Genomic DNA, 13,198 nt, shown 5'->3' with positions numbered 1-13,198 from the left:
ATAAGCGATGATCTTTTCGAACAAAAAGAAGAATAAAAACATAAATGAGTGGTGATTCACATGGCAAACGAATTTCGTGTTTGTGATGATTGTCAAGCCACAAATATAAAGACATTGCTTCCCCGCTTAAAGAAACTTGATCCTGAAGCGGATATTCATATTGGATGTCAATCTTACTGTGGACCAGGACGGAAAAAGGCATTTGTTTTTGTCAACGATCGCCCTGTAACGGCTCCTGATGAAGATCAACTCATTCCAAAAGTAGAGAAGCGAATGAAATGACATTTGTGGCTAACGAAGATACCCTTTGCTCGTCTTATTTCGACTTGAGTTAAGTTATGATTTAAGATGGTCGTTACCAAGCAAGGGTGTCTTTTTTTATTGGAAATAAAATTTTTTTCGTTGTCAGAAGCGGTTGGAAGTGCCTTTTTCAAATCAGGAAATAAAGAAATAAAAAACATTCATGTCAACGGAAGTCATTTTTTGTATAATAGATATATTAGTTGTCGTACGTTACGTTTATTTTGTTGAAGGGAAGGAGTACAAGACGGTCGATGGTTGGATGCTACGGTAAGTTACCTGAAGAAAAAGTATTTAAAGATCCGGTGCACCGGTATATCCACGTACGGGACGAGTTGATTTGGGCTTTAGTAGGAACGAGAGAGTTTCAACGCCTGCGCCGTATTCGGCAACTCGGTACGACGTATTTGACATTCCATGGTGCAGAACATACGCGTTTCAATCACTCACTAGGTGTTTATGAAATTATGCGTCGGATGTTGGATAACTTCGAAGAATCGGATACATGGGATGCTCGTGAACGACTGATTTGCCTTGCTTCGGCATTACTTCATGATGTTGGGCATGGACCGTTTTCTCATTCCTTTGAAAAAGTTTTTCATATGGATCATGAAGCTTGGACCCGGCAAATCATTCTAGGTGATACGGAAATCCATCGCGTTCTTGCGGGTGTCGATGATCAGTTTGCACAAGACGTCGCTGATGTGATTGACAAGACGTATCCGAATAAACTCGTCGTTAGTCTGATTTCAAGTCAGATCGATGCTGATAGAATGGACTATTTACAACGAGATGCATTTTATACGGGGGTTAGCTACGGTCATTTTGATATGGAGAGAATCCTCCGTGTCATGCGTCCGACAGAAGACCAAGCTGTGATTAAATTAAGTGGTATGCATGCAGTAGAAGACTATATTATGAGCCGATATCAAATGTACTGGCAAGTGTACTTTCACCCTGTTACCCGTAGTGCAGAAGTGATTTTAAGCCGGATTTTACACCGTGCAAAAAAACTTTATCACGACGGCTATCAATTTCAAGATGAACCAAAGCATTTCTACTCTTTGTTTCATGGTTCGATGACATTGTCAGATTATTTAAAGTTAGATGAATCAGTGATTATGTTTTACTTCCAAATTTGGCAGGAAGAAACAGACCCGATTCTAAGCGATTTGTGTCAACGTTTCCTAGACCGTCGCTTGTTTAAATATGTGGAATGTGACCCGAGTACACAAATGAATCATTGGCTTGAGTTGCGAGATTTATTTGTACAAGCAGAAATTGACCCAGAGTATTATTTCATTATCGACTCCTCTTCGGACTTGCCGTATGATTTTTACCGTCCAGGTGAGGAAGAGGAACGTTTACCGATTCATCTGTTAATGCCAGGTGGTGAATTCCGGGAGCTTTCGAGAGAATCTGATGTCGTTGAAGCGATATCTGGAAAAAAGCGAACGGACCATAAATTATATTTTCCGCTCGACTTATTGGAAGATGACCGCACGCATGCGGATACGAAAAAGAAGATTTTAACTTTATTAATGAGTCAGGAGGGATAGGCGTTGTTACAGGATCATGCCAAGCTTTTGACGCTGATTAGACAAGCCGGTGAAGTTGTAGGTCGTAAAAAGTTACAAAAACTCGTCTACATTGCAAAAAAGATGAATTTACCGATTTATGAACGGTATCAATTTCATATTTACGGCCCCTATTCGGAAGAATTGACTTTACGTATTGAAGAGATGTGTAACTTAGGTTTTTTACATGAACAGCAGGAAGCAAAAAGCAATTATATTCAATATCGTTATTCGTTATCAGAAGAAGGGGACAAGTTTTTAAGTATGGCCCCGTATGAAAGACCAAAACACCAGGAATTGATCGAAACGTTAAATGAACAATCGGCGAAGTTTTTAGAGCTTGTGTCAACGGTGTTGTATTTTGAGGAGTTATCGAAAGCGGAAGTGAAAGAAAAAGTCTTCACATTGAAACGGAAACAAAATTATACAGATGAAGACGTCGAACGCGCTTATGATTTCATTGAAGAAATTCGCACGGGCAACAAAGGTGCTTAGTTTCCTGGAATCACGATGAAAAGCCTCGAGTTGGAAGGATACGTCCCTCTTCCAATTCGAGGTTTGTTTTATTTTTGCTGATGTTTAGTTTTCAACTTATTGGTCGCTTACGCGTTTTCCTGCAATACCAAAATTGGATTTATCCATTTCCTCGATGACAACAGAAACTCTCTCAGCAGAAGCGCCCGTAGTTTCTGTTACTGCGTCAGTGACTTTCTCAACGAGTTGCTTTTTTTGCTCATCCGTTCGACCTTCTAACATTTTTACCGTTACAATTGGCATTACAATCGTCTCCTTTTAACATAAAATCTCGAACAACTTCCAATTCTACAACCAAAACAACAATTCCTCCATAGTTGTGTAAATCGCCTGCTTGATGGGGGGATAGACCATTTGTAAAAAGGATCAACTCATTGATAACATGTGCATGGTGAAAAAGGAGTATGATACACTGTAAGAAACAAAAAAAGGTAGGGATAAGTCATGGATCTCTTCGATGATAAATCAAAAGGGAAAAAGAAAGGGCAAGGCTTTAACATTCTTAGTTCAGACTCAACAGATGGTCATGGGGGTTATGGTACAGGTGTTCTAAACTTAAATAACATTTCACCTGTTTTCATTGATCCTGAGGAAGAGGAAGCATTCGTTGATATGGGTGCTCTCCACGCTCGTAGTTCTGTAGAAAAAGGGATTAAATTTTTACCGACAAAAGAAGAAGCACCAGAAGGAAAGCTGTATTGGCTCGTATGGGTAACGATTGATCACAAAGAAGAAGGCCCATATTATGCTGGCGTTGCTGCTTGTGAAATGACTGTTAATCGAGAGCGCCGAAGAGGATATAAGAGTCTTCCTGAACATGTGAATAACATGGACAAATCGCTAAAGCGTCGTATCATCGTTGATAAAATGGATGAAAAATCAAAAGGCGTGCTTAAAGAATACTTACAAACATTTGATGAGAAAATGTGGGAACGTTCTGAACAAGAACTAAAATACGCATTGTAAATCAATGGGCCATCCACAGACGCATAATTTAGAGGAACCAACCGTGTATGTAACTTGCGGTTGGTTTTCTTTAGTTTAAAGACGCGAGAAATGCGGACATGAGCTCCGCTATTTCATGAAATTTAATTAAAAATAGACTGCTTTAACGCCAATAACGGAATACATGTCCGTTCTACCCCAGAAAATGAATCTTTTTTGCGAAATAGCGGAACCGGTGTTCGCACAAGTTAAACCACTTAACCACTGACACACCAATGAAAATAGGGATGCTAAACGCAATGCGATTTGCATCCCTAAATACGGTGTTTTCACCCCGATAACTGAACACGTACCTTTTGTTTAACGTCCCACTCATTCAGAAACGCTTTGCGATCATCAAAATCATATCAAGATGATCCTTCAAACCATTTCTTTAATTTGTCCATAAACCGTTCTTTTTTATGTTTTTCACGGTCGCGTTTTTCTTGGCGATAATTGTCTTGCTCCTCTTCATCTTTATCTCCAAGATGTTTTGTGCAATAGATAGAAGGTTCGGTTCCTTCAATGAATGCAGTCGTGTGTTGGACTGGGCAGTCTTCAGTTGCCAAACGACCTGTTTCTGGGTTGATGTCAACTTCGATGATTCCGTCAGGTTTAGAAAATGGCAATGTCAACTCTTCGCTCAATGCATCTTCTATAAATTGCGCCCAAATTCTTTTTGCATGTTGTGTATCTTCATATTTAAGTTTGTCTTTTTCATCATAACCAACCCATACACCACCGAGAAGTTGAGGTGTATATCCGATCATCCAACTGTCAGTCGACGTTGAACCACTCTTCCCAGCGACCGGTCGTTCAATTAGGTGACGCACACTTCTACCAGTCACTGATGCATAATCAGCACTTAAGTCGTTATTAAACATCCCTGTTAACATATCGGTCATGACATAGGCAATATCAGCGTCGATGACTGATTTAGATTCAGGTTCGTTTTCCACCAATATCTCTCCATCGCTATTGATCACTTTTTCGATCATAATTGGTTCTGGTTTGTTTCCTTTATTGGCGAAGGGACTGTAACTGTTCACCATATCTATCATTGATACTTGTCCTGTCCCTAAAGCAAGAGATGGGTTAGTAGCTAAAGGTGTAGAAATACCGAAACGTTCTGCAATATCAGCAAGCGTGTCAAAGCCTAAGAAGAAATGCGTTTTCATGGCGTAAATATTATCTGAAACCGCTAGAGCTTGTTGCATTGTAATGAAGTCATCTGCATAGCTATCACCAAAATTTCCCGGTGAATAGTCTTCACGCCCTTCATCGTATAAAAATGTTGTTTCTTCACTTTTTAACATTGATGCAGGATTTAATCCATTTTCAAGGGCAGCTGCGTATAACATCGGTTTGAAAGTAGACCCAGGTTGACGCAGCGCTTGAGTCGTTCGGTTAAATTGACTTTCTTGATAATCCTTGCTCCCAACCATCGCACGAACTTTTCCGTTTCGTGGATCAAGAGCCAATAGAGCACTCTCTAGCTGACTATCTTCAGGGATTTCTTTACGGACCCATTCCTCTGCTTTACGTTGCATATCTGTATCGATCGTTGTGTGGACTTCAAGTCCTCCTGACTGTAGTTTCTCTGGATCGATCCCATACGTATTGACGAGCGTCTGATAAACAGTATCTTGGAAATGGGGAGCAATACCATCGTTTTCTACCCCCTCACTATGTGCATAAGAAAGGGATTGTTCTTGATATTCGTAGCGTTCTTTTTCGGTAATGTACCCTTCCTCGTCCATTCTTTTTAAAACAGTATGTTGTCTGTGTTTAGCGCGCTCTTCATCAATAAATGGTGAATAAATACTCGGTCCGCGCGGAATGCCGACCAACAGTGCTGCTTCTGAGACGGAAAGATCTTTAGCTGACTTTCCGAAATACTCGTTGGCGGCAGCTTCGATGCCATATGCTCCGTTACCGTAATAAATCGTGTTTAAATAACCTTCTAGAATTTCTTTTTTTGAATAATTCATTTCTAGGCGCAATGCATACATCGCTTCATTCCATTTTCTTACCCACGTTTGGTCATGTGTTAAAAATAAGTTTCGAGCATATTGCTGTGTAATCGTACTCGCTCCTTGAGTAATGGAACCAGACATTACATTCGTTAAGCCTGCTCGGGCAATACCAGTAATATCAAAACCGGTGTGTTCAAAGAATTTGCGGTCTTCTACGGCAAGTGTTGCTTGGATGACTGAATCGTCGATATCGTCTAGGGACACCCAACGCCGATTTTCGTTTAGATGGTACTCTCCAATAACTTCATCATTACTAGAATAGACAACACTCGATTCTGAAACTGTTAGTGGCGGAGGTTCTTGTACATAAGCATACGTGAGTATACTTGCAATTGCTGCCATAATAAGTACCGTCACTAGTAAAGCGAAACGAATTGTTCGTCGAAGGAACCTTCTTTTACGTCGATATGCGCGTCTTGTAAGAACCTCCATCGCATCCACCTCTTTGTATATGGGATCATCTTGATGATTAACGATTAGTGATTGAACGAAAAATGAAATAATCCTTCCATAGTTTGCCACGGGAGGAATTGGGATATACGTGAATGTATAAAGGTTGTGTGATTTGCTTTTTAAAAAGAATCGATTATACTAGGCATGGATTTCAAGAAAACGTCTGATTCAGCGAAGAACACCAAATGATCGGTTGAGGACTTGGCATTGCTTACCGAGACTTGAATTACCTTCCTCGTATCAGCTATAATATGTTAGTTACAAATGTTCGTATTGGATAAAGGAAAGGGATCGTTAAATGAGCGACACAACGCATAAGGTGCCCGTGAAAATTGAAATGAAAACTGTGATCCATGACGAAGGTCGGCAGCATACAAATCGTTGGTTTGCAGCTGGTGAGTTGTTTGAAAAGTCTTCTGGATTGTTCCTCAGATTTGATGAACAAACCGATGATAACGCATCGATTCGACAAACGATTAAAGCGCAAACTGGTGAAATGACTGTCATTCGGAACGGTGATGTAGAGATGAAGCAGCGTTTTATTTCAAATCAAGAAACTGAAGGAATGTATCAAAGTCCTTACGGTCCATTAAGTATGGTGACAAAAACGAAACACGTAGATGTTGAGTGGGACCCTGTCCAAAAAACTGGTTCCCTTCACGTCGGTTATGAGTTGTTTTTACAAGGGCAAGAAGCGGGTTATCACGATATGCAGGTTAAAATCAAGGAGGAGAACGATGAATCAAGTTCAGGAAATTGAACAGCGATTAAAAGAAGAAATTACACGAGCGGTGCTTGAGAGTGGATTAGCGGCAGAGGGAGAATGCCCAGAAGTCGTTCTTGAGACACCGAAAGATAAAAATCACGGTGATTATGCCACGAACATGGCTATGCAGTTAACGAAAATTGCCAAGAAGCCACCGCGTGAAATTGCGGAAGCGATTGTGGCACAAATCGATCAAGAGTCTGCATCTATTGCGTCTATCGATATTGCAGGGCCAGGTTTTATTAACTTTTTCTTACGCAATGATTCAATTACAGAGGTTGTAAAGACTGTTCTTGAAAATGGTGAAGCGTACGGTAGATCCGACTATGGAGGAAATCACCCTATTCAAGTAGAGTTTGTATCAGCGAACCCGACCGGTAACCTTCACTTAGGACATGCCCGTGGTGCTGCAGTCGGCGATACGTTGTGTAACATTCTCGATGCAGCGGGTTATGAAGTAGCGCGTGAATACTACATTAACGATGCCGGCAATCAAATCGATAACTTAGCTGTATCCATTGAAGCTCGTTATTTTCAAGCGTTAGGATATGAAGCTGATATGCCTGAAGATGGTTACCTCGGTGAAGATATCCGCGGTTTTGCAAAGGAAATTGCTGAAACGTACAATGACCGTTTTGTTAATGCAGACGAACAAGAGCGTCGCTCATTCTTCCGTGAGTACGGCTTGAAACGAGAACTCGATCAATTGAAAGTTGACCTTGAAGCGTTCCGTGTGAGCTTTGATAACTGGTTCTCAGAAACGTCGCTCTATAGTGATGGGAAAATTGATCAAATTTTAGATGTATTACAGGAAAAAGGTGTCACATATGAGCAAGATGGTGCGGTCTGGTTCCGTTCCACAGATTACGGTGATGATAAAGACCGTGTGCTCGTAAAAAGTGACGGCAGCTATACGTACTTAACGCCGGATATCTCTTATCACCAAGATAAATTCCGTCGTGGTTTCAAGCAGCTCGTGAACATTTGGGGAGCGGACCACCACGGCTACATCCCGCGTATGAAAGCTGCAGTTGAAGCACTAGGCTATAACCCAGATCAGCTAGACGTTCAAATTATTCAAATGGTTAACCTATTTGAAAATGGTGAAAAAGTAAAAATGAGCAAACGTACGGGTAACGCGGTGACGATGCGTGATCTTATGGAAGAAGTCGGTATTGATGCGACACGTTACTTTTTTGCGATGCGTAGTTCTGATACGCACCTTGACTTTGACTTGGACCTTGCTCGAGCAGAGTCAAACGAAAACCCAGTTTATTATGTACAATATGCGCATGCACGTATTTGCAGCATGCTCCGTCAAGCAGATGAAGCAGGCATTAACGTCGATGAAACAACAGATGTATCACTTCTTACATCAGAAAAAGACGTTGATTTGTTGAAGAAGATGGGGATGTTTCCACAAGCGATTGCAGATGCTGCTGAAAAAATGTCACCACACCGCTTAACAAACTACGTTTACGACTTAGCTCAGCGCCTTCATAGCTTCTACAATGCTGAAAAAGTGTTTCATAAAGACAATCAACAGCTTACAGAAGCCCGTGTTGCGCTCATTAAAGCCGTGCAGTTGACGTTACAAAACGGGTTGAAGATGATCGGAGTATCTGCTCCTGAAAGAATGTAAGTAAAAACGCATATCAACTAGGTCAAGGCCTTATTAATTGGGTCTTGATCTATTTTTTTGCATACAAATTATAAGAAGTGAAGAAAACCAATTTTGTGAGTATAAAAAAGAAATATGGAAAACACTAGATGTACGAACATCTTTCTGTTAAGATAAGAAAGGGTTTGCAAAAAGTGTCGAAAAAAATTAAGCGCTTACTAAGAACAAATCATAAAAAGAAGGTGAAAACATGCAAGAATCAATATTAGCAGTACTCGCAGGTTTAATTGTCGGTATCATATTTGGGGTTATTCGTCTACCAGTTCCTGCGCCACCAGCATTTCCAGGCATTATGGGCATCTTAGGGATTTATTTAGGTTATATCCATTTAGCACCTCAAATCGCACAATGGTTTGGTAAATAATTTTGTTAAGCGCATACATGATTCTGCAAACTTATGCTAACACTAACAATACAAGTGTTTGTATAAGGAGGATCGTTCGTATGCCATATACGCCTGAACATACAGGAACGCGTATTTATTATGAAACGAGCGGTGAAGGACCACCGCTCGTTTTTGTTCATCCGCCGAGTATGGGACATGTAACATTTCGTCACCAAGTCGATGCATTAAAAAAGCACTTTTTTGTCATCACGCTCGACTTGCGCGGAGACGGGAGAAGTGAAGCAGGCGAAGAATCACTGACAATGGCTTTATTAGCTGAAGATGTTTGTCGGGTTCTCGATGCTTGCGCTGTCAAATCGGCGTACGTGTTTGGTTACTCAAACGGTGGATCGATCGTACAAGAATTAGCGATTCACTATCCGGAACGTGTACGTGGGTTGATTTTAAGTGGTGGTTTTGCTGATGTTCATACGATTTTATTAAAAAATCAATTTAGAATTGGCATTTTGACAGCAAAGCTAAAGGCGACGACGTTTCTTTCCAACGTGTTATCTAAGGCCCATGAAAAAGAGAAGAAGCATCGTGACGAATTACGAGCGTATATTCAACGGACGGAGCCAGAACGTCTGGCGGAAATGTATCAAATTGGCCTCGAGTATAAGGCAACGGAACGTTTGTCATACATTAAATGTCCAGTTTTGCTCATTTATGGTGCCAAGGATGATTACGTGCACGAATACCAAGAAGCGTTTAAAAAGCGTGTTCCAGCTCCTGTCGAAGTCGTCTACGTATCTCGTGCTAAGCATCAAGTGCCAACAAGGTTCTCCCGTGAATTAAACGCGATTGTGTTAAGCTTTTGTCGGCGCGTTGAAGTCGGGGAGTTGGTGCATTGACTGTTTTCGCTTCGTTCGTAACAGCCGCAACCCATTGGCAATCACGATAAGTGTACTACCTTCATGACCAACAACGCCAAGCGGTAATGATACATTTTGAAAAAACGTTCCGATGACAAGTAAAATGATCACACTCATAGAGAAGATCAAGTTTTGTGCAACGATACGATTGAGTCGTTTTGATAAATGAATGATTTCATTCATTTTTGTTAAGTCGTTTTTCATCAGCACGACATCTGCTGTTTCAAGGGCGACATCTGTACCAGATCCCATCGCAACGCCGATGTCCGCCTTTGCTAAAGCGGGCGCATCATTGACACCGTCACCAACCATGGCGACTTTTCCATAATCATTTTGTAACGTTTCAACGGCTTCGACCTTATCTTCGGGAAGTCGATTTGCTAGCCACGTGTCTAAAGAAATATCGTTTGCGATCGCTTTTGCCGTTGCTTCTTGGTCACCAGTAATCATGGCCGTATGCATGCCTTTGTCTTGAATAGCTGCTACTGTTGCTCGGGTATGTTCACGCACGATATCACTTAGTGCGAGCGCTGCGAGTACTTCCTCGTCCCTTTCTACGAATACGATCGTTTTTCCTGTATTCGACCACTCCTTTTCAATATAGGAAAATCGTGCTGTATCACCAGTCATAAAAGCTTTTTTTCCAATTCGCCACGTATAACCGTCAACACCTGCTGCAATCCCCCAACCAGGGGTATCTTCGAAATCAGTCGGTTCAACAAATGAGATGTCTTGCCGTTCTTTCATACCGTTAATAATCGCCGAGGCTAACGGATGATCAGAACGCATCTCGATCGAAGCAATGGCATTGTACACATCCGTTTCATCGATGCCTTCTTTTAATCGGACGTCTGTTAACCTTGGATTTCCTTCCGTTAACGTTCCTGTTTTATCAAACGCGATGGCTTTCATTTTTGATAATTGTTCAAGATAGATCCCTGACTTAAATAACACGCCTTGTTTTGCTCCGTTAGAAATGGCAGCAAGCATCGCAGGCATAATCGACGCGACAACGGCACAAGGGGAAGCAACGACAAGCAATACCATTGCTTGGTAAAGTGCCGTTTCAAAAGTCCAGCCTAGCGCTAAATAAGTGAAAAGAAAGCTTATAAGAACAAGCGCTAATACGGCGATTACATAAGGCCCTTCTAGTTTTTCGATCAATCGTTGTGAAGGGGGGCGACTTTCTTTTGCCTCTTGAACGAGCGCGATCATTTTTTGAAATAATGAATCTTCATCTTCTTTTGTGACAGATACCGTTAGGACGCCTCGTTGATTCATCGTTGAGTTATAAACGACACCACCTTCATTTTTATGAACAGGCATCGATTCACCAGTGATTGCGGATTCATCTACGGTACTCGTTCCCGAGACAATTTCACCGTCAGCTGGGACACGCTCGCCAGGTTTAACAAGAATGTGGTTCCCGATTTTTAATTCTTTTACTGGGACGACGTTTGTTTCTCCATTTCCAGAAAGCAAGTTGGCTTCATGAGGAGCCAGTTCCATTAAAGCGGATAAGTTACTTTCGCTTTTTTGCAGCGTGTAAGTTTCCAAGGCACCACTCAATGCAAAGATGAAGATCAGTACTGCACCTTCTCCCCAATAGCCAATAGAAGCGGCACCGATGGCGGCGATGATCATCAAAAGTTCGACGTTAAGTGATTTGTCTTGAAATAAGTCGGTGAGTCCTTCCTTCGCTTTGTAATATCCTCCAATAAGGTAGGAGATGGCATAAATGGTCGTCGCTGTCCAAAGGTAGCCAGTTTGGTCAAAGAGGAATGCAATGACCATGAATAGACCACCAAACAATGCAAAGGTCAACTCACGATGAGGTCCTAAGCTTTGCTTAACCCCGTGTGAACACGCGCGTTTACAAGCTGCCAATGAAAAATTTGTCCGTTGTTCTTCGTTTTTCATATGCTCCCCTCCTGTAAATGATAAGAAAAATCAGTGTCATTTCTCCTCTCAAATGACGAAGAGGATGACTTCAAATTGCGACACTAGGCGCAGCCTTTGAAAAGCCATCCTCTCTTATGAGTTAGAGATTGTGATTTAGTTTTAGGTGCTACAATGATTTTAAATTTGTATAGTTTATTATCATCTTGCTCTTAGTATACGACGTTTTTTGATAAAGTTGAACCATTTTGGAAGATAGATGTTAAAAATATAAAAAATTCACAGGAGCGGGGCGAGTGTACTGGAAATAACTTCTTTCATTCGATCGAATACGCTACGCTTTTTTAAGTCCTCTAACGTCACTCGTTGACTATAAACGAGGTCTTTTTTTATTTCTTGCTTAATTTGTTCGATCCATTGTTCATCGTAAATGAAGCAATTCATTTCATAATTAATATGGAAGCTTCGCAAATCAAAATTGGCTGTCCCTATATCACAAATTTCATCGTCGACAATCACTGCTTTTGAATGAAAAAAACCGCGATAAAATTGGTGGATGTCACATCCTTCTTCTAATAAGGCTTTGAAGTACGGGTATGCAGCTTCTTGCACAAAGGGGTGATCTTGATTTTTGGGCAATAAGATTTGGATATCGACGCCACGTTTTGCAGCTTCAATGAGTCGGGCGTGCAGTGCTTCCCCAGGTATGAAATAAGGACTACCGATAAATAGTGAACGTTTAGCCTGATTAATCAACTGTGCAAATGACTCTTCAACATACGCACCATTTGAGGCCTTCAATTGCATTTTTAAGGAACCAGGTTGCAATGAAGGAAACAGCCGTTGATTTTTTTCAATCGCTTCTTCCGTGTTTTGTTTCCAATCGAGTAAAAATTGTTCCTGCAAATCGGAAACGGATTCTCCTTCGATAAACAAATGGTAGTCACGCCACAAACCAAACTTAGGATCACGTCCTAAATATTCATCTCCGACATTAAATCCGCCAAGGTATCCTTTTTTTCCATCAATGACGGTAATTTTTCTATGGTTACGCTCATTTAATTTATAGATGATGAAAGGGAAACGTGGACGATTTGATTGCTGAACACTGACACCGGCACGTAGGAGACGTTTTTTTGTTTTTCTAGATACTTTCCATCCTACCCAATCGACGAGCAGCCGGACTTCCACACCTTCTTTTGCTTTATCTTCAATGAGTGATAACATTTTTTTGCCAATATTATCTTCCCGAAAGATATAAAACATCATGTGTATGTGATCGTTCGCTTGGCGAATGCTTGCAAATAAATGATCGAATAATTCATCGCCATGAGCGAAAAATGTACATTCACTTTGTCTCATCTCAGGCTCTTCGTAAGCAGGGATGCTCTTACGGTGTTTTTGTTTTCCTAGCTTAAAGTCGAGGATGACAAAAAATATCATAATGATAAGAGCGAGGATTATATAAAAGAGTAATGTCATTATAGGGCTCCTTTACGTTCAGTATCAAAATCATAACCGTAATTTGCCCAAATCGTCATGAAATTACTCTCGTACACATAAGAATGTGACTAGGAATCACAAGGTGGGTGGAAGCGAAAAAGATCTTGAGTGAATGCTCATTCACAACGAGGGTGTGTTAAATGATTGTCGTGAATATTTATATTTTCTGAAAACCTGTTTTAACGAGTCTTCTTAGAAAGGAGTT

At 41.0% G+C, this 13,198-nt stretch carries 12 protein-coding genes; 8 read left to right on the top strand and 4 right to left on the bottom strand.

Annotated features, from left to right (window positions below; genetic code table 11):
- Positions 1 to 60: 60 nt before the first annotated feature.
- From HNQ41_RS11370 to HNQ41_RS11360, 3 genes are all read left to right on the top strand, one after another.
- The gene (locus HNQ41_RS11370) at positions 61 to 282 is read left to right on the top strand and encodes a YuzB family protein (RefSeq protein ID WP_184664565.1); all 222 of its coding nucleotides are present in this window, start codon (positions 61 to 63) and stop codon (positions 280 to 282) included.
- Between the two features lie 272 nt (positions 283 to 554).
- Positions 555 to 1,859, top strand: coding sequence for an HD domain-containing protein (locus HNQ41_RS11365; protein ID WP_184664564.1), 1,305 nt, complete (start codon positions 555 to 557; stop codon positions 1,857 to 1,859).
- 3 nt (positions 1,860 to 1,862) lie between these two features.
- Complete coding sequence (locus HNQ41_RS11360; RefSeq protein WP_184664563.1) at positions 1,863 to 2,372, top strand: YwgA family protein; 510 nt, start codon at positions 1,863 to 1,865, stop codon at positions 2,370 to 2,372.
- Between the two features lie 96 nt (positions 2,373 to 2,468).
- On the opposite strand, the gene HNQ41_RS11355 is transcribed toward HNQ41_RS11360, so the two are convergent.
- Positions 2,469 to 2,654, bottom strand: coding sequence for a 2-hydroxymuconate tautomerase (locus tag HNQ41_RS11355; protein WP_184664562.1), 186 nt, complete (start codon positions 2,652 to 2,654; stop codon positions 2,469 to 2,471).
- Positions 2,655 to 2,855: 201 nt separating this feature from the next.
- Here HNQ41_RS11355 and HNQ41_RS11350 point away from each other — a divergent pair, with 201 nt between their 5' ends.
- A complete protein-coding gene (locus HNQ41_RS11350) occupies positions 2,856 to 3,377 on the top strand; it encodes a YwhD family protein (RefSeq protein WP_184664561.1) in 522 nt (173 codons plus the stop codon).
- Between the two features lie 386 nt (positions 3,378 to 3,763).
- Here the strand turns inward: HNQ41_RS11350 and HNQ41_RS11345 are convergent, their stop codons facing one another.
- A complete protein-coding gene (locus tag HNQ41_RS11345; RefSeq protein WP_184664560.1) occupies positions 3,764 to 5,863 on the bottom strand; it encodes a transglycosylase domain-containing protein in 2,100 nt (699 codons plus the stop codon).
- A gap of 319 nt (positions 5,864 to 6,182) precedes the next feature.
- Here HNQ41_RS11345 and HNQ41_RS11340 point away from each other — a divergent pair, with 319 nt between their 5' ends.
- From HNQ41_RS11340 to HNQ41_RS11325, 4 genes are all read left to right on the top strand, one after another.
- Entirely contained in the window at positions 6,183 to 6,644 is a 462-nt protein-coding gene (locus tag HNQ41_RS11340) for a YwiB family protein (RefSeq protein ID WP_184664559.1), read from the top strand.
- The gene (gene argS / locus HNQ41_RS11335; protein ID WP_184664558.1) at positions 6,622 to 8,292 is read left to right on the top strand and encodes an arginine--tRNA ligase; all 1,671 of its coding nucleotides are present in this window, start codon (positions 6,622 to 6,624) and stop codon (positions 8,290 to 8,292) included. Before HNQ41_RS11340 ends, argS begins: the two co-directional genes overlap by 23 nt.
- A 229-nt stretch (positions 8,293 to 8,521) precedes the next feature.
- Positions 8,522 to 8,695 carry a XapX domain-containing protein gene (locus tag HNQ41_RS11330; RefSeq protein WP_184664557.1) on the top strand — a complete coding sequence of 58 codons (174 nt, stop codon included), beginning with the start codon at positions 8,522 to 8,524 and terminating at the stop codon, positions 8,693 to 8,695.
- A gap of 80 nt (positions 8,696 to 8,775) precedes the next feature.
- Positions 8,776 to 9,570, top strand: coding sequence for an alpha/beta fold hydrolase (locus tag HNQ41_RS11325; RefSeq protein WP_184664556.1), 795 nt, complete (start codon positions 8,776 to 8,778; stop codon positions 9,568 to 9,570).
- Here the strand turns inward: HNQ41_RS11325 and HNQ41_RS11320 are convergent.
- Positions 9,526 to 11,511 (bottom strand): heavy metal translocating P-type ATPase, encoded by a 1,986-nt coding sequence (locus HNQ41_RS11320; protein WP_184664555.1) that lies wholly within the window; start codon positions 11,509 to 11,511, stop codon positions 9,526 to 9,528. The two genes, HNQ41_RS11325 and HNQ41_RS11320, sit on opposite strands and share 45 nt — an antisense overlap.
- 258 nt (positions 11,512 to 11,769) lie before the next feature.
- Positions 11,770 to 12,972, bottom strand: a complete 1,203-nt coding sequence (gene cls / locus HNQ41_RS11315) for a cardiolipin synthase (RefSeq protein ID WP_184664554.1) — start codon at positions 12,970 to 12,972, stop codon at positions 11,770 to 11,772.
- Positions 12,973 to 13,198 lie beyond the last annotated feature (226 nt).

The organism is Texcoconibacillus texcoconensis, assembly GCF_014202575.1.
Taxonomy (GTDB): domain Bacteria; phylum Bacillota; class Bacilli; order Bacillales; family Salisediminibacteriaceae; genus Texcoconibacillus; species Texcoconibacillus texcoconensis.
The sequence above is the reverse complement of the archived record's forward strand: the minus strand, read 5'-3'. Positions and strand labels throughout refer to the sequence as shown.